Source organism: Peribacillus simplex (assembly GCF_900156045.1).
Classification (GTDB): Bacteria; Bacillota; Bacilli; order Bacillales; family DSM-1321; genus Peribacillus; species Peribacillus simplex_D.
Genome location: NZ_FTMX01000001.1, coordinates 753,560 through 774,830, shown reverse-complemented (window position 1 = coordinate 774,830; position 21,271 = coordinate 753,560). Strand labels below are relative to the sequence as shown.

Sequence of the window (21,271 nt, the reverse complement as noted above, 5' to 3'; positions counted from 1 at the left end):
TCACTACCTCCCAATTATTTATATGTAAAATCCTATTCGTTCACTTTTACCATTGCAGGTCGAATCACACGGTCTTTAAGAATGTATCCTTTTTGGAATTCCTCGACGACGATGTTTGAACCGAAGTTTTCATCTTGAACTTGCATGACCGCTTGATGCAAACGCGGATCGAACTCTTCGCCAACCGAACTGATCGGTTCGATGCCTTCTTTAGTCAATGCATCAGTAATCGCTTTATAGACCATTTCCATGCCAGATAGCAAGGATTTTGTCTGTTCATTATCCGCTTCGATTTTTGTAGCTCTTTCAAAATTATCAAGAGCCTCCACCAAATCACCAGCAATACTTTGAACTCTATATTTTTGAGCCGCCTCCATATCTAGCTTGGCACGGCGTCTTGAATTATCAAAATCGGCCTGCAGACGAAGATAACGGTTATCCATTTCTTCGATTTTCGCCTCTAGTTCGGCAATCTTTTCATGAGCCAATTGAAGTTCATCTTTTTCAACCGGAGTTCCCTCATGGTTTTCTTCCGCTGGAATTTCTTCTTCAGCGAAAACTGCTTCTGCAGCGCTTTCCTCGATTGTTTCATTTTCCAATGTTTGTTCTTCATTTTTATTTTCTGTCACAATCTCACCTCCCTAAAAGGGTTATACAATTTATGCTAAAGTAATATGCCAGGCCGCGGGATATACTCCTCCGCCACCTTAACAATATTACCTTTGCTACTATTTTTGATACAGTTTTGTCATCAGGGCCGTTAAATCTTTCGAGAAAAACGAAAGCAAACTGATCACTCTCGAATATTCCATCCTCGTCGGACCCAATATGGCCAATGTGCCAACTTGCTCCTGCCCGATTGAGTAGGTTGCCGTAATCAAACTGCAGTCATCGAGCACCGTGTTTTGATTTTCACGGCCGATCTTGACGTGGATGCCCGATGGATTTTGAGTAATAAGTTCATAAAATCCTTGTTCCTGCTCAATCATCGATAAAAGCGTGCTCACTTTAGCAATATCATGGAATTCCGGCTGCCTCAGCATATTCGTTTTCCCGCCGAAAAATATTTTTTCGGGTTTTGTGTCCGTCAGGGTCTCCGCAAGGATCGAGACCATCGATCCATAGTTATGAATGTGGCGGCTCAATAGAACTGCAACTTCCTTATAGATCTTATCCTTCAGATCAACTAGCGGAACATCGACCAAGCGGGAATTCAATATGTTCACCATCTTTTCAATTTCGTTTATATCAAAAGAAGGCGGTAAGGAAATCATTCGATTTTCCACATGACCTGTATCCGTAATAATGATGGCTATTGCCGTTTCAGGACTTAAAGGAATGATCTGAATTTTTTTCAGCTTATGCTCATTCACTTTTGGCCCGAGTACAATCGCCGTATAATTCGTCAGTTCCGAAAGTATTTTCGCTGACTTCTGAACGATCTTTTCCAATTCATAAATTCGTTCTACAAAAACGGATTTTAATATCTTCATTTCATTCTTTTTCGGAGCTTGAGGAGAAAGTAAATGATCCACATAATATCTATACCCTTTTTCAGAAGGGATCCTACCGGAAGAAGTATGGGTTTTTTCTAAAAATCCCATTTCTTCAAGATCAGACATTTCGTTGCGAATTGTGGCAGAGCTGAACGTAATTTCATCTTTCTTCGACAAGCTTCGTGACCCGACTGGCTGGGCAGAATGGATGAAATCCTCGATTATCACTTGTAGAATCAATAATTGACGATCAGTTAGCATGTATGATCACCTCTGTTAGCACTCTGTCTCATCGAGTGCTAATATACTAATAAATTATCAAATGAAGCTTATGATGTCAACAATGAAAACCGCTAAATCACCGTTAAAATAACATAGATTTCCTTCAGTCGGAATCAATAACGCCTAAAAATGATTGGAACACTTCATTTCCCAGCAGTTTGCCCTGCTCAGTCAGGCGTACAAACCCGTCTTCCACCTTTAGCAGACCCTTTACCGACCCTTCTTCGAGCGGTTTCCTGAAAATCTCCGTCATTTCAACAAAAAATTTACCCTTAAAGATTTCCAATGAAACTCCTTCCGTTTTCCGGAGCCCCAAAAACATCTCCTCTTCCATCCGTTCATGAAGCGGTACCAGGTGTTCTTCCAACACAGGCAGCTCGTTCACCAGCAATGGCGTAATATATTTCTTCACAGGCCCATGATTGGCCACCCTTTTACCTCCAGTATAGCCATGTGCACCTGCACCAATCCCATAATATTCCACATTATCCCAATATGTCAGGTTGTGCCTGCTTTCAAACCCAGCTCGGGCAAAATTACTGATTTCATATTGATGCAGACCATGCTTCTCCATCTCTTCCATCAGCTTCTCATACATCGAAGCCTCGAGCTCCTGCGGCGGCAGGTTCAATTTACCCCTTCGCATCTGATTATAAAAAACCGTCTTCGGCTCAACGATCAATGAGTAGCTGGAATAATGAGGCAATTGAAGGGCAATCGCTTTATCCAGCGTATCCTTGAAATCTTCCATCGTTTGGCCCGGCAATCCATAAATCAAGTCGATGCTTATATTCGTAAAGCCAACCTCTTGGGCCAATTGAATCGTTTCATATACTTCAGAGGCCCGGTGAGTCCGGCCAATTCGTTTTAATAATTCATCATTGAAGCTTTGCACGCCAAAGCTAAGTCTATTGACACCTGAATCAAAAAGTATCTGGAGTTTTTCCCTCGAAAGATCCCCTGGATTGGCTTCGAATGTATATTCAGCCTTTTTAGGATCAAAGGGTAGGGTTTCATTGATTGCTTCACATAAGAATGCAAGCTGCTTTTCATCTAGTGAGGTCGGTGTCCCTCCACCGACGAAAACCGTATCCAAACCTGAAGTCGGGTATTTGGAAAGCTGCATCACCATTTCCCTTTTCATCATCTGTAAATATTCGTCGACCGGCTGCCCCTGCAAAAATACTTTATTGAAATCACAATAATGACAAATATGTTCACAAAATGGTATATGGAGGTAGGCGCTTTTGATCATTGTGTTCACAACCTTTTAATCGAATGAGTCGATAGAAAAAGAGGCTAGATCTCCTCTACCCTCTTTTTTCTAACTATCGTTTATTTTATTTATTTTTTGGGTGTCGTATCATCCATTTTCAAAACAGCCATGAAAGCTTCTTGCGGCACTTCAACGGAACCTACTTGTTTCATCCGCTTTTTACCTTCTTTCTGTTTTTCGAGCAACTTACGTTTACGGGAAATATCGCCGCCGTAACATTTAGCCAATACGTTTTTGCGCATCGCACTAATCGAAGAACGGGCTATGATTTTTTGCCCGATTGCCGCTTGGATCGGCACTTCAAATTGTTGTCTTGGAATCAGCTTCTTCAATTTTTCAACAATGACTTTACCGCGTTCATAAGCAAAGTCCTTATGAACGATGAAACTTAAAGCATCGACAGTTTCAGAATTCAATAAGATATCCATCTTCACAAGCTTGGACGGTTTGTAGCCGATCAACTCATAATCGAATGAAGCATAGCCTCTTGTATTGGATTTCAATTGATCGAAGAAATCATACACGATTTCCGATAATGGAATTTCGTAATGAATGCTCACACGAGTCTCATCGATATATTCCATATCAATGAAGTTACCCCGTTTATTTTGACAGATCTCCATGATCGCCCCAACAAACTCCGTCGGTGCCATCATCGTTGCTTTGACATATGGCTCCTCGACCCGTTCGATCTTTTGAGCATCAGGCATATTAGACGGGTTATCCACTTTCAGGACCGTTCCGTCTGTTTGGACCACATCATAAATAACACTAGGTGCAGTGGTGATCAGATCGATTTTGAATTCTCGTTCAATCCGTTCCTGGATAATTTCCATATGAAGGAGTCCAAGGAATCCGCAACGGAAACCGAAGCCCAATGCTTGCGATGATTCCGCTTCGAACTGGAGCGCTGAATCGTTCAATTCCAATTTCTCCAATGCATCCCGTAAATCATTGAATTTCGATGCGTCAATCGGGTATAAACCGCAATATACCATCGGATTCATCTTCCTGTAGCCCGGCAATGGTTCTGTCGCACTATTCACGGCACTTGTAATCGTATCACCAACAGTCGTATCACCAACGTTTTTAATGGATGCAGTAAGGAAACCTACATCACCGACGTTCAGTTCATCCAACAGCTGGGTCTTAGGGTTGAAGACACCCAGTTCGGTAACATCGAATTCCTTGCCAGTGGACATCATTTTGATTTTGTCGCCCACTTTAACGGACCCCTCGACAACACGGATATAGGCAACTACACCGCGGTACGCATCAAACAGTGAATCGAAAATAAGCGCCTTGAAAGGAGCTTCTGGATCACCTTGTGGAGCTGGAACCAATTCAACGACCTGTTCCAAAATCTCCTCGATTCCGATTCCGGCTTTAGCCGAAGCCAGGACTGCATCGGAAGCATCCAATCCGATCACTTCCTCGATTTCTCCACGCACCCGTTCCGGATCTGCACTCGGCAAATCAATTTTATTGATGACCGGAATGATTTCAAGGTTATTGTCCAAAGCTAGATACACATTTGCAAGCGTTTGGGCCTCGATACCCTGTGCCGCATCGACAACAAGGACAGCGCCTTCACACGCTGCAAGGCTTCGTGACACTTCATACGTAAAATCGACATGTCCCGGTGTATCAATAAGATGGAAGATATATTCTTCTCCATCTTTCGCGTTATATTTCAATTGAATCGCATTCAATTTAATCGTAATTCCACGCTCACGCTCTAAATCCATGGAATCCAACAGCTGACTCTTCATTTCACGCTGAGTCATGGCGTTCGTTTTTTCAATGATACGATCCGCCAATGTAGATTTACCATGATCAATATGAGCGATGATGGAAAAGTTACGAATTTTTGATTGTCTTTTTAATTTTTCTTCTCTATTCATGACGTTCACTCCCACTAGTCGACACAATACACTATTTTTTATTATATCAATAGAAAATGCAAGATTCAACAGAATAGTTACAAAAGAAGCATCATTGCAGGGCAAAGGATAAAAAAAGGCTGCATTCCGGATTCGGATGCAGCCTTTTGGCAGGGCCCACTCAACTTATTTCATACCTAAATCATATTAATCAGAGCTTGAAAGGCACCTGATATGGACTCTCCAAGCGTTTTGCCGATCGATGAAAAAAAGTTGAAGGCCTTCATTTCTTCAAGTTTCTCTTTTTTCGTCTCCAAATCATGACTTGTTACTTTTTCGCCAAGGATATCCGCTTCCATCTCCCCTTGGTCCGATTGGTTAATAATGAATGCACTATTCAAAGAGGGATCTTCATACCCCTTCATTTTTTTCATCCCGTCGTTCGCTTGCTGCATCCCGATTAGAACACCTAAAAATAATACGAGCACGATCCCTGTACATTTCAACCAAAATCGAACCATGATTAAGAGAACCCCTTTCAAATTACTTCGCTTCCGAATCCCCGGTCGGGTTATCCACTGCTTTGGCATCCCAGTAAAACTCACTGAAAACATCGCTAAAGGCATCAACGGTCAAGTACATTTCCTCGAAAGTATTATCAACACCGCCAATTTCAATGAGCATGGAATTGCCTGATAAATCCTGATTGTATACTCCATTCTGCCCCGCTCCGCCTTGTTTCATAACCCCGCGTGAAATCCCAGGGTATTTTTTCTCCAAAGCTTTATGAAGCTTATTGGCAAGCGCGGCATTTTTTTCGAAGTTCGGGTTATTGCCCCCGATCACGAAGGCAATCTTGGCATAATCTTTACCGTTAATGTTAATGGTCGTATGTTTTTTTCGTTTCGAATCACGATGGATATCAATCATATATTCTAGATCTTTGTTAGTGGCCAATGCCGTCTGAACAGACTTTCGGGATTCTTGATAGGATTTGGCATAATTCAAGCCTTTATTATTGAGATTTCCCATGATATCCGTTTTATCGAGCGAGGAACCAATCCCCTTATCAGCCAGATCTTCAACCATCCGTTCCCCAAGTTTCGTAATATTGATTTTAGAATGGTAGGCCAGATCCGGATTGGTCACGCCTTTTAAATAAGGAAGGTACGATTCTCGGTTATGGCTATGGTATATCTCGACCACCTTCCGTCCATTGGTCGTTTGTTTCGGCTGATTGGCCACTCCTTTTTCCGGTTCTTCAATCCCATCGAGATTTTGCAGGGATGCATCCCTTTCTTCATTCAGGACGTCTACTGGCGGCGAGGATTCGTACGGCATATTCGTATAATTCGTTCCTTCCCCAGCAACGAGGATCTCATTATCAAAAATCGAAAAGCCAGGTAGTTCCCTGCCAAGTAAACTTCGCGGGTCCTCGAGTGAAATGTTTGTCGCGACTTTTATCAATTGATTCGTGATCACTGATTCCTGCTTACCTTCCGGAAGGGCATTTAAAAGATAATGGTTTTCATTGGCCAGCATCGAGAACAGCATTTTTCCCGAGAATTGGTTGGCTACAGTATGTACGGAATTAGAAGATATCCGATACTCCGGTCTTAGGGAAGTCATGACCCCACTGACTGAAAAAACAAAAAGAAGCAAGGCGAGAATACCTAGAAAAGTTTTTATTATTGTTGATCCGTGAACGGCTGTTATGATTCCTGGGGAATTTCTTCTTTTCATCCTTCCACCCTCTCTATAGCTTGTCTATTAATAACTATGACTTTGCTAGAAAGGGTAGAACACCATTTTTGGGCACTGAAAGTGATTTAACGGGTGTAGTAGCCGGTATTATCCTGATTTATTGAATGATGCAAGGCTGCATTTAAACCATTGGCTATCAAATTGGCCATATCCTCAATGAAAACATCGACTTCTTTCGGTGTAACCATTAAATTTTGACCAAGCGGTGACAGCACCTCATAAATCAATTTCCGTTTCTCTTCATCAGGGAGGACACCTATCATTCCCAAGAAGGTTTGGCGTTCCTTTTCACCTGGCATATCCTCTTCGGTCAATTTCGTGCGTTTCCCAAAACTGAATCCAGCGGGTGCCAACGATCGTGATGGTCTGTCCCCTTCATTCAGTTCCTTGCCAAAGTGCTTCAAAATATAATCTATCGTATCGCTGGCAATTGATACGGCATCCACGACGGTAGGTATTCCAATTGCTATAACAGGAACTCCCAGTGTATCCTGGCTCAATTCTTTTCGTTTATTTCCAACACCAGACCCTGGATGGATACCTGTATCCGTAATTTGAATCGTGGAATTCACCCGTTCGATCGAACGCGCAGCCAATGCGTCAACGACGATCAGGAAATCAGGATTACTTTTTTCGATGACTCCTTTAATGATGTCACTCGTCTCGATTCCCGTAATCCCCATCACCCCGGGGGAAATCGCACTGACCGGCCGATAGCCTTCCTTGACGGACTCCGGCTGCAATTCGAACAAATGCCTTGTGACTACAAGGTTTTCAACGACTGCTGGTCCAAGAGCATCGGGAGTAACATTCCAATTACCAAGACCTACAACCAAACAACTGCTTTCTTTAGTGATTTTATTCCGTTTCAAGAAGTAAGCCAGTTCGTTGGCGAACACCTTTTCCACCCGCTGCTGCGTTTCCGTATCCTGCTGGCGGATGCCCTGCACTTCGATGGTCAAGTAACTGCCCTGTTTCTTACCGATTTCTTTTTCACCCTCTGCCGTGACCTCTACCAAGGATACCTTCAGATCATCCACTTCTTTTTCCTTAATAATGACCCCTTCGATACGGGATACATCAACTTCCTCTACAACACCTTTATGTTCAAGCGCAATTTCCTTTGCTTCTATCGCCAAATCTGTACGAATTCCGTATTCACTAAGGTCCAAATTATTCTCCATAACGGCCTCCTGATGTTTGAATTGTATCTAATCTAGTATTTTCAATAGTCTCTCTTAAACATTCTGTCATTTTTGCTTTTTTATTATTCATTTTTTTGGTACAATGAGTGATGACGAGATGAATTTATTCCCGAAATTATAATTCCTTTTCGATTCTCAATCTGAAGTATTGCATATTTATGAGCAGTCTGATAGAATATCACTTGTGCTATTTGATATGGATTTGAAAAGTCGAGTTCATATAATCTCGATTTCTTTGTAGGAGGTGAACGGAATGCCAAACATTAAATCTGCTATTAAACGTGTGAAAATTAACGACAAAAAACGCGTTCATAACATTACTGTTAGATCAACTATGCGTACTTCAGTGAAAAACGCTGAGGTTGCATTAGCTGGTGAAAACGTTGAAGCTGCTAAAGAAGCTCTTTTAACAGCTGCTGTGAAATTAGACAAAGCTGCATCTAAAGGATTAATCCATAAAAATGCGGCAGCCCGTAAAAAATCTCGTTTAGCGAAAAGACTTAACGCTCTTAACGCATAATGACAAAAAATAAACGATCCAATCGGATCGTTTTTTTTGTGCCGTTTTATGCATAAAAAAGGTGACAGGATATCTGCCACCTTTTTTATCATCTAATTTTTAGAAGCAGCAGTTCAAGCGTGATTGCCTTATCTGCTTGGCCGGTCTTCATTTTATAATCCGCTTCCGCCAAGTCGTTCATGATGCTCAACAGTTCGCGTTCCTGGAATTTCCCCGTCTTTTCAAGTGCCAGCTTTACCCGGTAAGGGTGCACCTTCAGTTGACCCGCAATTTTTTGCTGGCTATAGCCCTGACGGGAAAGCTCCTTCACTTGATACATGAGCCTGACCTGACCTGCAATGACACTCAAGATCTTGATGGGCTCTTCATTCTGCCTGAGAAGATCGTGCAGAATCGTCATGGCACTCTCCATCTTTCGCTGTAACACATGATCAACAAGCGTGAAGATATTCTGTTCAAGGGATTTAGCGACCAGCTTTTCCACTATCTCAACCGTAATATGTTTATCAGCTTCTGCATAAAGCACCATTTTATCCAGTTCATTCGTCAGCATCATCAGATTCGTTCCTGCAAGTTCAAGTAAAAGCTCTGTTGCCTGCTCATCTATCTGGACTGAAGAAGCTTCGACCCTCTCCTTCACCCACCCCTTTAACTCGTGATCACCAAGCTTCTTCGCTTCAACAAGAACTGCCTTACGCTTCAGTTCCTTGGTGATTTTTTTTCGTTCATCCAGTTTCTCATAAGGTGCGGTCAATACGACAATAGAATAAGGGACCGGGTCGGCCAAATACGCTTCCAGTCTTTTCACATTATGTTCAACTCTTGACTTTGTTTTTTCAGCTGTCAAAAAAAATGGGTTTTGCATGAAAACAAGGCGCCTTTCCCCGATGAACGGGAGGGTTTCGACATCCTCAAGCGCAGTTTCAACAGGCGTCTCTTCTAAATCAAATTGAGCAAAGTTAAAATCCATCTCATCTTCGTGAAGGACATTCTCGATCAATAGCTGCTTCGTTTCATTAATAAGATAGGCTTCTGTCCCATATAACAAGTATACCGGCGCGAATTGCCCTTTTTTTATACTTTTCCAAACGTCTAATACCAATAGAATCCGCCTCTTTACTATGTATTCTTCTCTAATGGTATAGGTGGATGGACCATTTGACAAGCTATAAAGGGAACTAGCCCTAAAAAGGGCTAGTTCCGGATCTATATGAACACTTTCAAGAAAGGCCCGGGTAATCTCCCTTGAAAGCGGGTAGAGTATTCATGTAGAACAAAAAATGAGCTTTTCTCTTTCGCTTACTTTGTTTGTACTTTTATTTTGACCTCAAAATCCCAAACTATTTGTGTCAACTCTTGTCAGTAAAGGAAATGAAGGAATGAAGCCTGTAGATTTTTTTTTGGTAATGTTTTATACTATTAGCAGAAATAGGAGGGGTAAATAATGAACGAATTCGAAAAGAATGTTCAGTCAAAAACAGATGACGTCGCTGATTCCGCTATAGGATTCATCGGTTCTTTTGTATTTTTCGCTGCCATGTTCACCATAGCGGTCGTCATTAAAGCTGTCGGATCCTGATTTCTTTAACTACATGCACTTATTTTTCCTGATGGAGGCTGCCGCTGCAGTCTCTTTCTTTTTGATTTTCTACATACTATGGGAGTGTCTTCCGAAAGGTTCCACTGCTTTTGTAATACTTGTAAATAATAGAACCATCCTCGTCCGTCCTGAACACCTTTATGCCATTTTTCTCAAGATTCCCAATTACATCTCCATGAGGGTGACCGTAGCGATTATCTTTTCCAACTGAAATAAGCGCCGCTTTCGGCTGTATCTGTTCAAGGAAGGCCGCGGAAGAAGAAGTTTTACTGCCATGATGTCCAACCTTCAAGATATCCGCATGCAACTGCGGAAATGTGCTCAATAGTTCCTTTTCCCCTTCTTCTCCCATATCACCGGTTAATAACCATGACAATCCCCCAAGCTCCGTGAATAGAACTATGGATGCATCATTCTTATTTTCTTTTTTCTCATATGGACTTAGCACAGCAAACGGCGCTCCGCCCGCCACCCAATGGTCCCCCCTTCTCAGGACAGTCATTTTCATTTTTTTATCTCTTGCCATGGATACAAAATCCATTTCCCTATATTGCTCTTCACTCCAGCCTCCAATGATGATCTCCCCAACTTTGAAATTTCCAATCAATTCTTTTGCACTCCCCATATGATCTGCATCCGGATGGGTTAAAATGAGTTTGTCCAATTGGTGGATTCCCTTACTTTTCAATAATGGAATAATGATATCATCCGCGGTGTTGAACTTCTTTCGCTTTTTTGCCCACGTGTCGATTGGAAATGTAATTTGCCCACCCGTATCGATCAAATAATTGCCGCGATTGAACGGCAGGATAATTAAAATGGAGTCACCTTGTCCAACGTCGAGGATTTGTACTTCACCAAAAGGAGAGAACCTTTGTAAATTATATTGAAGAAGCAAAAGGACAATCATTATTCCGCACCAGGTTTTACTTTTTTCAAAAGATACATCCCAAGTCAGGTATAGCCCTAAAAGGGAAATAACGAGTAATGCCATCATGATGAAAGGTGGTTTTCCAAACGGAATGGAAGCCAGCGGCAAATCCGATGCTGCATCCGCGGCTTTATTGCAGAGTACGAATGTGAAGTTCAATAATGATATGAGGAGTTGCCCCAAGGGAGGCAGCAATAAATGGATAAGGAGGGAAATCAGTGAGAGTGGCAGCAATATGATGGAATAAAGCGGAACATACAATACGTTTAGAAACACACCAAGAAAGGATACTTCAAAAAAGTGAAAAAGCAAAATCGGAAGGGCTGCCAATTGGCAGATGGAACTGATGATGAATAGCTGCGCTGTTTTCTTAGGATATTGTAAGAAAATGCTTGAAGACATGATAATGGAGAAAGTGACGGCGAATGAAAGCTGAAAACCTATATCATAGATCATATTAGGCCGAAGAAACAATAATGCCATATAAGTCGATCCGATTGCGGCACCCGCCGAGATCCGCTTCTTGAATAGCAGGATTAGAAAGAAAAGCATAGCCATTAAACAGGATCTCACCACAGATGGACTGGCACCTGAAAGTAACATGTAAACCGGAAGGAAGATTAAGATGGCCACCATCATTCTTTCACGTGTAATCCCAACCCTGATGCCGAAGTAAAATAACATCCCGTTAAAAAACTGACATGGAGACCGGAAATCGCCAGTAAATGAACAAGACCCAACCGCTGATAATTAGTAAGGTCACCTTCATCTATATATGACTGGTCGCCGAATATGAGAGCTGTGACAAAACCACTCGATTCTTCCGGAAAGTGTTCCCTAATATACGTAATTCCCTTCAGGCGCAAATTACGAATCGAAACTGGAATCGAGTTTCCAGCCTTTTTGCATTCTTCAAATGAAATGGAATTCGCTTTGAATATCCATTGGATGCCTTGGCGGAAAAGATAACGCTGGTAATCGAAACTGTTTTCATTCCTATTTTTGTCGGGAATTTGCAATGTCCCTTCTGCCGGACAAGATAAACCGATTCGCAGAAACCGACTCAGCTTTTCCTGTTCCAATTCGGTTGTGATTTTATAACGAAGCACGAGCCGTTCACCTTTCTCACTGCGCACGAATCCTTTTAACGAATTTCCATCTATATTCGGTTGGTCGGTAAATGTGATGATAAAGCGGCTTTCCGTTCCATGATAGGCAGTTTTATTTCGGTGATCGGAGAAGGAGGCGGCCCCTAAAAATATCCCCATGATCACCAAATGAAAACTAAGGGCCTTCACGCTTAACCCCACAGAAAAATAAAGGAAACAGAGAAAAATAAGGATAATGATCAGCAGCCTCACATTAAAAAAAGAATGGGCCGTAACACCAAATGTAGCCGAAACGGCTAGTAAAATAAGATGTCTAGCCATGCCTGCCCCCCGTCCTATTTAATTTTCAAATATCTGATTGGCCTGCTTTTCCAACTCCAATAAATCTTCTTTTTTCAGGTCTGTTCGTTCAAGTTGAGCTAGCAATGAGAATACAAAGTCCTTTTTTTGTTTTCCATTAACATCGATGGCCCCTTTTGCTTCAACCTTCTCGGTCTTAACACCAGCCTGTTTGAATAATTCCAGGGCATATGGATGATTTTTGTAATCCTCTGCGTAATAAACAGCCTTTATGCCAGCTTGAATGAGTGATTTACAACACTGAAGACACGGAAAATGCGTCACATATATTTCTGCCCCATCAGTAGGTACCCCAAATTTCGCACATTGTAAAAGAGCATTCATTTCTGCATGTATCGTTCTGACACAATGATTATCAATTACATAACAGCCGTCATCAATACAATGCGTCCCTCCCGCAATGGACCCATTATATCCCCCAGCAATGATTCGGTTATCCCTGACGATGGTCGCCCCTACAGTGAGGCGTGTACATGTGCTTCTTAAAGCTAATAAATGGCTTTGCGCCATGAAATATTGATCCCAACTAATCCTGTTCATGTTTTATCCCCTAACCACTAGATTGATTTTCTTCAATTTTACCCTCTTCCTGGCCATTTGTGTAGCATATTCAATCATTCATTTCACCGAAATGGAATCCCGTAACCTTTCAAACGTTTTTTCTCCGATTCCCGTTACATTCTTCAAGTCATCGACCTCCTTGAATTTCCCTACCGTTTCCCTGTATTCGAGGATTGCATTCGCTTTAGATGGTCCAATTCCCGTCAAGGTTTCCAAATCTTCCTGTGTAGCAGTATTCAAGTTCACCAGTCCTCCTGATGTCCTCCCAGAGACGGCATCACCAGACGACCCGACTTGTATATTCTCCAACTTCCCTTCGTCTTCTTCACCTATTTCCGGTACATAAATGACCATTTGGTCCTCGACGATTTGGGCAAAATTCACTTTATCCTTATCAGCGTTGTCCGTAAAACTGCCCGCAGCCGAAATCAAATCGATCACCCGGTCACCTGCGTGTGCAGTGAATATGCCAGGGGACTTGACCGCTCCTTTAACGTCCACTTTAATGATCTCAGGTTCGGCAGGCGTTTCATCTTCATTTTCTTTAACTCCAGCTTCTTTTGCAGTAATGGAAAATATATCTTCCGTATCAGCCGGCTCCCCCCCTTGTTGCAAAAAAAAGTAAATGCCCGCTGCCACAAATCCCATGGCAACGGTTATCATCATCCATTTCTTTTTAAAAATCCCTTCCATTTCTTTACCTCCTTGTTGGATTTCGCGCGATACATTGTCATAGGACAGATTAAAAATACATAGTGTTTTTAGGAGAATCAATCGCTTTAAGTGAGAGGAGTTGATCGGAATTGAAGAAAATCGGTGTTATCGGAACCGGAAATATGGGTACCATTTTAATCGAGGCATGGCTGGAGGCAAAAATATTAAATCCAGCAGATTTAATCATTACAAATCGCACGCTTTCCAAAGCATTGGCGCTGAAAGAAAAACACCCTGGAATCAAGGTTGCGGAAAGCGCAGCCGAAATCGTCCAACAAGCGGACTTTATCTTTCTCTGTGTAAAACCATTGCAAATTAACAGCCTATTACAGGGCATCAAACATCATATAAAAAGGGATCAGCTGGTTATTTCCATCACAAGTCCGCTTTCAGTCTCCCAGCTTGAATCCGCCGTGAATGCCCCTTGTGCCCGTTTTATCCCGAGCATAACGAACCGTGTGGGTTCAGGGGTATCACTACTGAGTTTCAGCAAGAACTGCAGTAAGGAGAAAGTGTCAGCTTTATTTGATTTGGCCTCCGCCATATCGGCACCGGTCATCATAGAAAATGATATCACCCGGGTAGCTTCCGATATCGTCAGCTGCGGTCCTGCCTTCTTCAGCTATTTAGCACAAGCGTTTATTGACGCGGCTTGCCAAACGACGAAGATAGATAAAGAAACGGCTACGACTTTGACTGAGAATATGCTGGTTGGCTTAGGGGAACTGCTCGGTAAAGGGGTTTATACATTGCCGACTTTACAGGAAAAGGTTTGTGTAAAGGGTGGAATAACAGGTGAAGGGATCAAGGTTTTAGAAGCTGAAACCGGGGAAATGTTCCATCATCTTTTTCAAGCGACACATGAAAAGTTTGCAGAGGATCTTCATGAAGTTGAAAAGCAGTTCGGCCATCCTTATTAATATTCGTAATCAATATCTTTAACTCCTTCTGAAAGTATAAAAAAGAAGAGGTCAGACCTCCGTTCGTACAGTATGATGTACGAAAACAGGGGTTCTTGACCTCTTTATCATTTACTGGCTGCAAATAAGATTCTTTCGGTTTCCGCTACAAGCGGTGCGTCTTCAAGATCCGCCAGAATTTCAGAAACCGTAAAACCTGCTTGCTCCAACCACTTTTTATATTGTTCAACCGGATAGGTCCGTTGGTAATGCAACTCATCAAATCGATCATAAAGGCCGCTTTCATCGTCCCTTACGAAAAAACTTAAATCATGTTCCACACTGTATGGTTCTTCACCCGGGAAACAGTCCCATATATAGGATACTTCTTCACCATTGACAGCAAACGTATTATCACGGAAGATTTCTTCCATTTTATAAATGGAATGGACATCAAACAAAAATAATCCGCCATCCTTCAAATGCTCATGAACCCGGCTAAACGTCTTGACTATATCTTCCTCATCGCGAAGGTAGTTCAGCGAATCACAAAAAATCGTGACACAATCAAATTGGCCAAGTCCTTCGAGTTCTGCCATATTCTGCTGGAAAAGCGGAATCGATAATCCAAGCTTAACCGCTTTTTCATTGGCAACAAGAAGCATTTCATCAGATAAATCCACGCCGGTGACTTCGAATCCGTGTTGCGCCAATTCAACGGTCATTTCCCCGGTTCCACACGCTAAATCCAAGACTTTCCTTCCGCCAATTCCGTACTGTTCCAGCTTCGCCGTAAGGATCATCAGCCATTTTTCATAAGGTGCGTCCTTCATCAATTCATCGTATACATAGGCAAAGCGTTCGTACGTCATGAAGTCAGTTCACTCTCTAGATCTTCAAAAGGTGCATCTCCCCATAAACGTTCGAGGTTATAGTAGTTTCTTTCATCTTTATGGAAAATGTGGGCCACTACATCGCCAAGATCAACAAGCACCCATTTCGCCTCGTCAAAACCTTCAAGACGTTTTACATTGATTCCTGATTCATCAGCTTTGCTCTTCATTTCACGGGCTATTGCTTGTACTTGTTTTTCAGAATTACCATGGCAGATCAAAAAGTAATCCGCTACAAGGGAAATACCTTGCATGTTCAATGCCACGATATCCTCCGCTCTTTTATCATCCGCCGCTTTTGCTGCAATTACTAGAAGTTCACGTTCAGTCATTACATCTTCTCCTTCAAATTCATGATCAAATCATTATATGTCTTAAATGTGTCAGGGTAAATTGCCTGATTTCTTTTCATTAAAAAAACAACTGTATTCCTTAAAGCCTGAATGACAGCATGATCCAAATTTTGCTTTGCCGTCTGCCTGACTTCGTCGACACCGGGAAAAGAACGTCCCGGCTCAATATAGTCAGCAAGGTATACGACTTTATCCAATAGGCTCATGCCAACCCTGCCAGACGTGTGATAGGCAATCGCATCCAAGATTTCAGCGTCCTGAATGCCAGCTTCCTTTTTCACCAAATAAGCCCCGACAGGAGCGTGCCACAGCTCCATATTGTATTCAAGTAACTGCGGGTCCATTTTTTCAGCGATTATTATTTGCTCCATTTCCTCTTTTGGACGAAATTTTGCATAATCATGGAAAATGGCTGCCAGTTCGGCTTTTTTGACGTCGGCACCATACCGTTCAGCAAGTTCAATCGCAGACTCGACCACACCCAAGGTATGAATGTACCTGCGCTCGGTGATTTGTTCTTTGACCAGCGCCAATGCTTTCTCACGATTCATATAAACCATTCCCTTTAATATACTTCACCACTGGATCTGCTATTAAATATTTCACGGTTTTCCCCGTTCTTAACTTCCTTCGTATCATGGAAGACGAAATGAACATCTGGGGGACTTTCACCATCGTGATTGGGTATACGGTCTTTTCGTTATATCCAGGGCGCTTCACCCCGACGAAATTGACCATATGCACCAGCTCGTCGATATGGTGCCAATTCGGTAAGTACTCAATCATATCTGCGCCAATTATGAAATAGAACTCATTGGTTGGCTCAAGTTCTTTCAGCAATTTTATTGTGTCATACGTATAAGATGTGCCTTTTCTTTCTATTTCAATACCCTCAATATAAAAAGATGGGTTTCCGGCTATCGCGTTTTCCAACATGGCCAGCCTGTCCATATCGGTTACTTCCTCCGATTTTTCCTTATGTGGAGGAACGTGATTTGGCATGAACCTGATTTCATCTAGTTCAAGGGCATCCAGCACTTCATTCGCTATAATTAAATGCCCGATATGCGGAGGATTGAATGTACCGCCAAGAATTCCAATTTTTTTCATAGATAGGTTCCTTAAGGTAATTTAAGTTGTTTGTTTTCTTTTGATTCTTTATACAGCACAATTGTGTTGCCGATAATCTGAACCAATTCCGCCCGTGCACCTTTTGATAAAGAAAGTCCGACATCATCGCGGTCCTCTTCACAGTTTTGCAGGATGCTGACCTTGATTAATTCACGTACTTCAAGCGCCTCACCAATTTGCTTGATGAGATTATCATTGACGCCGCCTTTACCAACTTGAAATATTGGATTGAGGTGATGGGCCTTTGATCGTAAAAATCTTTTCTGTTTTCCAGTTAACATGTGTTACCTCCTAGTTTGTTCAAGACAATATCTGTCATTCTTGCTGTATCCGGCATAATGCCTGTCCATATCTCAAATGCGAGCGCGGCCTGGTTGATGAACATCCCCAAACCATTTTGCGTTTCCGCCCCTTTTTCCCCCGCTTCACGCAGCAGTTTGGTTTGCAGAGGGTTATAGATGATATCACTGACAATTGCACCGGTTTTAAGCTGGTCGACCTTTAACGGTGAATGATCCAATTCCGGGCTCATTCCTGAAGAAGTCGTTTGGATGATTAAATCATATTGTGATAAGCTTTCTTCCGCTTCGATAATCGAGAGTGCCTTCGATACTTTATCATATGGGCAATCAGAAACAAGCTGGGCCGCCCTTTCCTTTGTCCGGTTTGCAATATCAACTTGCTTTACCCCTTCTTTTACGAGGGTAAAATAAATCGCACGCGCAGCACCGCCCGCTCCGATCACTAACGTTTTTTTAGCCTTGATGTCACCTGATATTTCATCGCATAAGGATTTGAAAAATCCTTTTCCGTCTGTATTATACCCTATAAACCGACCATTTTTGTTAACAACCGTATTTACAGCCCCGATTGCAAGGGCCAGTTCATCCACTTCATCAAGGAAAGGGATGATTGAAGTCTTATGTGGAATCGTGATGTTAAACCCTTCTATACCAAGGGCTTTCATGCCTTTCACGGCATCGTTCAAACCTTCTTTCGTCACATGGAAATGATGATAAACCGCTTCTATATTTTCTTTTTCAAATGCATCATTATGGATGTCCGGTGACATCGAATGTGCAATTGGATCTCCCATTACCCCATAAATCTTTTTCATAGACTAGACGACCCCTATATTTAGATTAATGATTTGCGAACGATCACATTGACGCCCTTTGGAACATGTGCAACGATTTTAGCTCCTGGCTCATTGACCGTCACCCAGCCAAGACCAGAAAACACAATATCCATTTTACCATCTTTCAAGGAGAATTCATGTGGAATCAGCTTCGGAAACTCCTCGATTTGTTCAGGCCGTGGGGGCGTAAGTAATTCCCCGGCATGGTTTTTATACAATTCATCGGCATTTTCAAGTTTCGTACGGTGAATATTCAATTCATTCGAAAGGTAGCAAGTCAATGAACGCCTTCCGCCTGAGACATAGTCCAACCGGGCCAACCCTCCGAAAAATAGCGTCTGCGCTTCATTCAGTTGGTACACTCTCGGCTTGATTTCCTTTTTCGGCATGATCACCTTGAAGTCCCGCTTGTCCACATAATGAGCCATTTGATGATGATTAATGATTCCTGGTGTATCGATCAATGCCTTTTCATCATCCAAAGGAATTTCGATCATATCCAAGGTAGTCCCTGGGAAATGGGAAGTCGTGATGATATCACTTTCTCCGCTCACTTCTTTTATAAGCCGGTTGATGAAAGTCGATTTCCCTACATTCGTACAGCCCACCACATAGACATCTTTACCTTTGCGATACCGCTCGATCGCATCAGCCGCTTCAAGTATGTGCTTTCCCTTTTCCGCACTGACAAGCAGGACATCAACCGGGTTAAGACCCAATTCCTTGGACGATTGCTTCATCCAATTGATCAACTTGTTCGGTTTTACGGATTTAGGCAATAAATCAACCTTATTTCCGATCAGAAGAACATCATTTCTTCCTACAAATCGATGCAGGCCAGGCAGCCAGCTTCCATTGAAATCAAAAATATCGACGATCTTGACGATTAAAGAGTCGGTTTCGCCTACTTTATTCAAGATTTTCAAGAAGTCATCGTCTGTTAAGGAAACATCCTGAACTTCGTTATAATGTTTCAATTTAAAGCAGCGCTGACAAACGATGGTCTCCTTTTCCAGAGCTGATTTAGGGGCAAAGCCCAATTCCTTCGGATCTTCAGTCTGGACCTTGACACCGCAGCCGATGCACACTAATTCTTGATGATTATTCAATTGTGATCCTCCCATTCTATCATTCCTTTTCGTTTAAAAAACGCCATGATCTTTCTTTCAAAATAACGATTGATCCTCGTTCTGAATTCGTCGGTTTGTGCTACTGGGAGCACTAAGATCGTATGAAACCCGCCTCTGTTCCCTCCCAATACATCCGTCAATAACTGATCGCCGATTACCACCGTTTCTTCCAATTTCAATCCCATTGCCTTACGGGCTTTATGGAAAGCTCTTGCCATCGGTTTTCTGGCCTGGAAGATAAACGGAATGTGAAGCGGATCGGAAAAAGCCCGAACCCGATTTTCATTATTATTGGACACAATCGTCACTAAAATCCCATGATCCCGCATATTGTCGAACCATTTGATTAAATCGGGGGTGGCAGTTGGCCTGTCCCATTCAACGAGAGTATTATCCAAATCGGTAATGACTCCCTTTATCCCTCTTTTTTTCAATTCTTGAGGATCTATATTAAAAATGCTTTTAACATGTTCACTCGGCAAAAATAATTTAAGCATATTGACACCTCTATATTTTCGTTAAAATTTACCGTCTCCATCATATCGAATTTTCAGCACACTTTCAAAAAAAATTAGGAAAGAAGGGCTGACGGTAAAGAAACATCATAATGTATGTTTTCTGATATGGAAAGGCATTTTTTATTAAATAATGGGGAATTTGCAGGCAGACCATAACCAAAGAACTAATTATTCATAAAAGATTTCGACAAAAATTTCATTTATTCAATCTGTGGATAACTTTACTAACATTTTCCATACTGGCATGCACCATTTCGCTCACCTTGTAAACAACTTAACCACAAGTTATCCACTTTTAACTGTGGATAACAGAACGATTGTTCTCCACGTTTATTTCTGATACAGTAGGGGTACATCAAGGAAGACTTATCAATATATGCAAGAAAGCACCAAATTATTCCACGTAATCCCTACTGGAGGTGAGCAGCCGCAAATGGCGTTCTGATGCAAAAACTATCTGATGACCTGTTGCTTGAATCCTATTTTAAAGCACAGAATTTAAAGTTGAGTACCGATTTCATCCGCCTCATAGAAACGGAAATTCATCGAAGATCCCTAACACATAAAATCCGATCAATATTCTAATATGAAATACATAGGCTGACATCAAATGTCAGCCTCTTATTTTCATTTGAAGTTAGACGGCTCTCATGAATCCGATTGTTTCACCAACACGGACATCTGCGGGAATGGATATGTTTCCTTCAAGTTCAAAACTTCCTTTTTCAAAAAGAAGCACCACTGTGGAACCAAAGCTGAAATAAGAAAATTCCTGTCCTTTTTCCAATTCATCCGATTCATCAGTAATGACGATCGAATTTATGAACATGGCACCGACTTTCACCATTGCCAGACTTCCCGCTTCATTTTGAAGTTCAGTTATTGTCCGGTAATTTTTTGATAAAGGCTCTTTTCCAAATTTCATCCCCCATTTATTAACGGGGTACGATTTCCTTCCAAGGGTCCAACGTTTGACCACTGAACCCTTGATTGGTGCATGGATCCTATGGTAATGACTCGGGCTTAAGTATAGCACGAGATATTTGCCCCCTAAGTACTTTTCCAAAAAAAGCTCATCCCCGAGCATTTCCTCCATTGAATATACCTTTCCCTTAACAACGATATTTTTATCAGCACGTATTTCCCCTGAATCCTCAAGAACACCGTCCACGGGACAAGCTACCGCAGAAGGAACTGCCGTAATTGGCCTGGCATCCGCCTTTAACTGCCTGGTAAATAGCTCGTGCAGGTTAGTATAAGCTTTTACCTCCTTACCAAATTCCTGTTGATTAAGGTTGAATGTTTTTACATAAAGTAAAATTAAAGGCCTGCTCCAGCGAGATTGGCTAAAATGCTTTAATAAACCTGATGAATACTGACCATTCGTCAGTTCAATAAGAATGCGATACAAAGACTGAAACAAATAAAACCACTCCAAATTGTAAAATTATTCTAAAATTCTCTTGCATAAATTGTGTTAAGTAAAATATTATTATATAATAAATGCT

The 21,271-nt window shown here is 41.9% G+C and carries 23 protein-coding genes and 1 pseudogene; 4 read left to right on the top strand and 20 right to left on the bottom strand.

The window, feature by feature from the left end; all coding sequences use genetic code 11:
* Positions 1-32: 32 nt before the first annotated feature.
* The 7 genes from grpE to gpr all read right to left on the bottom strand — a co-directional run bounded on the left by grpE (position 33) and on the right by gpr (position 7,885).
* Positions 33-629 (bottom strand): nucleotide exchange factor GrpE, encoded by a 597-nt coding sequence (gene grpE / locus BW986_RS03680; RefSeq protein WP_076365206.1) that lies wholly within the window; start codon positions 627-629, stop codon positions 33-35.
* Between the two features lie 99 nt (positions 630-728).
* The gene (hrcA, locus tag BW986_RS03675; RefSeq protein ID WP_076365204.1) at positions 729-1,757 is read right to left on the bottom strand and encodes a heat-inducible transcriptional repressor HrcA; all 1,029 of its coding nucleotides are present in this window, start codon (positions 1,755-1,757) and stop codon (positions 729-731) included.
* Positions 1,758-1,881: 124 nt separating this feature from the next.
* Entirely contained in the window at positions 1,882-3,033 is a 1,152-nt protein-coding gene (hemW, locus tag BW986_RS03670) for a radical SAM family heme chaperone HemW (protein WP_076365202.1), read from the bottom strand.
* Positions 3,034-3,122: 89 nt separating this feature from the next.
* On the bottom strand, positions 3,123-4,958 hold the full coding sequence (gene lepA / locus BW986_RS03665; protein WP_076365200.1) for a translation elongation factor 4: 1,836 nt from the start codon (positions 4,956-4,958) through the stop codon (positions 3,123-3,125).
* 176 nt (positions 4,959-5,134) lie between these two features.
* Positions 5,135-5,458 carry a YqxA family protein gene (locus BW986_RS03660; RefSeq protein ID WP_076365198.1) on the bottom strand — a complete coding sequence of 108 codons (324 nt, stop codon included), beginning with the start codon at positions 5,456-5,458 and terminating at the stop codon, positions 5,135-5,137.
* A 22-nt stretch (positions 5,459-5,480) separates the two neighbouring features.
* The gene (gene spoIIP, locus BW986_RS03655) at positions 5,481-6,680 is read right to left on the bottom strand and encodes a stage II sporulation protein P (RefSeq protein ID WP_076365196.1); all 1,200 of its coding nucleotides are present in this window, start codon (positions 6,678-6,680) and stop codon (positions 5,481-5,483) included.
* A gap of 86 nt (positions 6,681-6,766) precedes the next feature.
* Positions 6,767-7,885, bottom strand: a complete 1,119-nt coding sequence (gpr, locus tag BW986_RS03650; RefSeq protein ID WP_076365194.1) for a GPR endopeptidase — start codon at positions 7,883-7,885, stop codon at positions 6,767-6,769.
* 274 nt (positions 7,886-8,159) lie between these two features.
* Here gpr and rpsT point away from each other — a divergent pair, with 274 nt between their 5' ends.
* Positions 8,160-8,426: a 30S ribosomal protein S20 gene (gene rpsT, locus BW986_RS03645; RefSeq protein WP_076365192.1), complete on the top strand. Its 267-nt coding sequence runs from the start codon at positions 8,160-8,162 to the stop codon at positions 8,424-8,426.
* 88 nt (positions 8,427-8,514) lie between these two features.
* On the opposite strand, the gene holA is transcribed toward rpsT, so the two are convergent.
* Positions 8,515-9,528: a DNA polymerase III subunit delta gene (gene holA, locus BW986_RS03640; RefSeq protein ID WP_076365190.1), complete on the bottom strand. Its 1,014-nt coding sequence runs from the start codon at positions 9,526-9,528 to the stop codon at positions 8,515-8,517.
* Positions 9,529-9,870: 342 nt separating this feature from the next.
* On the opposite strand from holA, the gene BW986_RS03635 reads away from it, so the two are divergent.
* Positions 9,871-10,005, top strand: coding sequence for a YqzM family protein (locus BW986_RS03635; RefSeq protein ID WP_034308559.1), 135 nt, complete (start codon positions 9,871-9,873; stop codon positions 10,003-10,005).
* 76 nt (positions 10,006-10,081) lie between these two features.
* On the opposite strand, the pseudogene BW986_RS03630 reads toward BW986_RS03635, so the two are convergent.
* From BW986_RS03630 to BW986_RS03615, 3 genes and pseudogenes are all read right to left on the bottom strand, one after another.
* Positions 10,082-12,387, bottom strand: a pseudogene (locus tag BW986_RS03630) (DNA internalization-related competence protein ComEC/Rec2).
* An 18-nt stretch (positions 12,388-12,405) separates the two neighbouring features.
* The gene (locus tag BW986_RS03620) at positions 12,406-12,966 is read right to left on the bottom strand and encodes a ComE operon protein 2 (protein WP_076365184.1); all 561 of its coding nucleotides are present in this window, start codon (positions 12,964-12,966) and stop codon (positions 12,406-12,408) included.
* A gap of 78 nt (positions 12,967-13,044) precedes the next feature.
* Entirely contained in the window at positions 13,045-13,680 is a 636-nt protein-coding gene (locus BW986_RS03615) for a helix-hairpin-helix domain-containing protein (protein ID WP_076365182.1), read from the bottom strand.
* 110 nt (positions 13,681-13,790) lie between these two features.
* On the opposite strand from BW986_RS03615, the gene comER reads away from it, so the two are divergent.
* Positions 13,791-14,621, top strand: coding sequence for a late competence protein ComER (gene comER, locus BW986_RS03610; protein ID WP_260320727.1), 831 nt, complete (start codon positions 13,791-13,793; stop codon positions 14,619-14,621).
* Between the two features lie 107 nt (positions 14,622-14,728).
* Here comER and BW986_RS03605 read toward each other — a convergent pair whose 3' ends face one another.
* The 8 genes from BW986_RS03605 to BW986_RS03570 are packed head-to-tail and all read right to left on the bottom strand — an operon-like array spanning position 14,729 to position 19,742.
* Positions 14,729-15,472, bottom strand: coding sequence for a class I SAM-dependent DNA methyltransferase (locus tag BW986_RS03605; protein ID WP_076365180.1), 744 nt, complete (start codon positions 15,470-15,472; stop codon positions 14,729-14,731).
* Positions 15,469-15,825: a ribosome silencing factor gene (gene rsfS, locus BW986_RS03600; RefSeq protein WP_034308569.1), complete on the bottom strand. Its 357-nt coding sequence runs from the start codon at positions 15,823-15,825 to the stop codon at positions 15,469-15,471. The genes BW986_RS03605 and rsfS overlap by 4 nt, the downstream gene beginning before the upstream one ends.
* Positions 15,825-16,397 (bottom strand): bis(5'-nucleosyl)-tetraphosphatase (symmetrical) YqeK, encoded by a 573-nt coding sequence (yqeK, locus tag BW986_RS03595; RefSeq protein ID WP_076365178.1) that lies wholly within the window; start codon positions 16,395-16,397, stop codon positions 15,825-15,827. Before yqeK ends, rsfS begins: the two co-directional genes overlap by 1 nt.
* The gene (locus BW986_RS03590; RefSeq protein ID WP_076365176.1) at positions 16,387-16,956 is read right to left on the bottom strand and encodes a nicotinate-nucleotide adenylyltransferase; all 570 of its coding nucleotides are present in this window, start codon (positions 16,954-16,956) and stop codon (positions 16,387-16,389) included. The genes yqeK and BW986_RS03590 overlap by 11 nt, the downstream gene beginning before the upstream one ends.
* 11 nt (positions 16,957-16,967) lie before the next feature.
* On the bottom strand, positions 16,968-17,258 hold the full coding sequence (yhbY, locus tag BW986_RS03585; RefSeq protein WP_076365174.1) for a ribosome assembly RNA-binding protein YhbY: 291 nt from the start codon (positions 17,256-17,258) through the stop codon (positions 16,968-16,970).
* Complete coding sequence (aroE, locus tag BW986_RS03580; RefSeq protein WP_063590586.1) at positions 17,252-18,094, bottom strand: shikimate dehydrogenase; 843 nt, start codon at positions 18,092-18,094, stop codon at positions 17,252-17,254. Before aroE ends, yhbY begins: the two co-directional genes overlap by 7 nt.
* A gap of 20 nt (positions 18,095-18,114) precedes the next feature.
* Positions 18,115-19,224 (bottom strand): ribosome biogenesis GTPase YqeH, encoded by a 1,110-nt coding sequence (gene yqeH / locus BW986_RS03575; RefSeq protein ID WP_397221463.1) that lies wholly within the window; start codon positions 19,222-19,224, stop codon positions 18,115-18,117.
* A complete protein-coding gene (locus BW986_RS03570; RefSeq protein ID WP_076365171.1) occupies positions 19,221-19,742 on the bottom strand; it encodes a YqeG family HAD IIIA-type phosphatase in 522 nt (173 codons plus the stop codon). Before BW986_RS03570 ends, yqeH begins: the two co-directional genes overlap by 4 nt.
* A 465-nt stretch (positions 19,743-20,207) precedes the next feature.
* Here BW986_RS03570 and BW986_RS03565 point away from each other — a divergent pair, with 465 nt between their 5' ends.
* Entirely contained in the window at positions 20,208-20,348 is a 141-nt protein-coding gene (locus BW986_RS03565; protein WP_034311351.1) for a sporulation histidine kinase inhibitor Sda, read from the top strand.
* Positions 20,349-20,400: 52 nt separating this feature from the next.
* Here the strand turns inward: BW986_RS03565 and BW986_RS03560 are convergent, their stop codons facing one another.
* Positions 20,401-21,186 carry a phosphatidylserine decarboxylase gene (locus BW986_RS03560; protein ID WP_076365169.1) on the bottom strand — a complete coding sequence of 262 codons (786 nt, stop codon included), beginning with the start codon at positions 21,184-21,186 and terminating at the stop codon, positions 20,401-20,403.
* Positions 21,187-21,271 lie beyond the last annotated feature (85 nt).

Coding starts and splice junctions, on each gene's coding strand:
- hrcA (WP_076365204.1), bottom strand. CDS start 1,757: ATGCTAACTGATCGTCAATTATTGATTCTACAAGTGATAATCGAGGAT.
- hemW (WP_076365202.1), bottom strand. CDS start 3,033: ATGATCAAAAGCGCCTACCTCCATATACCATTTTGTGAACATATTTGT.
- lepA (WP_076365200.1), bottom strand. CDS start 4,958: ATGAATAGAGAAGAAAAATTAAAAAGACAATCAAAAATTCGTAACTTT.
- BW986_RS03660 (WP_076365198.1), bottom strand. CDS start 5,458: ATGGTTCGATTTTGGTTGAAATGTACAGGGATCGTGCTCGTATTATTT.
- spoIIP (WP_076365196.1), bottom strand. CDS start 6,680: ATGAAAAGAAGAAATTCCCCAGGAATCATAACAGCCGTTCACGGATCA.
- gpr (WP_076365194.1), bottom strand. CDS start 7,885: ATGGAGAATAATTTGGACCTTAGTGAATACGGAATTCGTACAGATTTG.
- rpsT (WP_076365192.1), top strand. CDS start 8,160: ATGCCAAACATTAAATCTGCTATTAAACGTGTGAAAATTAACGACAAA.
- BW986_RS03635 (WP_034308559.1), top strand. CDS start 9,871: ATGAACGAATTCGAAAAGAATGTTCAGTCAAAAACAGATGACGTCGCT.
- BW986_RS03620 (WP_076365184.1), bottom strand. CDS start 12,966: ATGAACAGGATTAGTTGGGATCAATATTTCATGGCGCAAAGCCATTTA.
- BW986_RS03615 (WP_076365182.1), bottom strand. CDS start 13,680: ATGGAAGGGATTTTTAAAAAGAAATGGATGATGATAACCGTTGCCATG.
- BW986_RS03605 (WP_076365180.1), bottom strand. CDS start 15,472: ATGACGTACGAACGCTTTGCCTATGTATACGATGAATTGATGAAGGAC.
- rsfS (WP_034308569.1), bottom strand. CDS start 15,825: ATGACTGAACGTGAACTTCTAGTAATTGCAGCAAAAGCGGCGGATGAT.
- yqeK (WP_076365178.1), bottom strand. CDS start 16,397: ATGAATCGTGAGAAAGCATTGGCGCTGGTCAAAGAACAAATCACCGAG.
- BW986_RS03590 (WP_076365176.1), bottom strand. CDS start 16,956: ATGAAAAAAATTGGAATTCTTGGCGGTACATTCAATCCTCCGCATATC.
- yhbY (WP_076365174.1), bottom strand. CDS start 17,258: ATGTTAACTGGAAAACAGAAAAGATTTTTACGATCAAAGGCCCATCAC.
- aroE (WP_063590586.1), bottom strand. CDS start 18,094: ATGAAAAAGATTTATGGGGTAATGGGAGATCCAATTGCACATTCGATG.
- BW986_RS03570 (WP_076365171.1), bottom strand. CDS start 19,742: ATGCTTAAATTATTTTTGCCGAGTGAACATGTTAAAAGCATTTTTAAT.
- BW986_RS03565 (WP_034311351.1), top strand. CDS start 20,208: ATGCAAAAACTATCTGATGACCTGTTGCTTGAATCCTATTTTAAAGCA.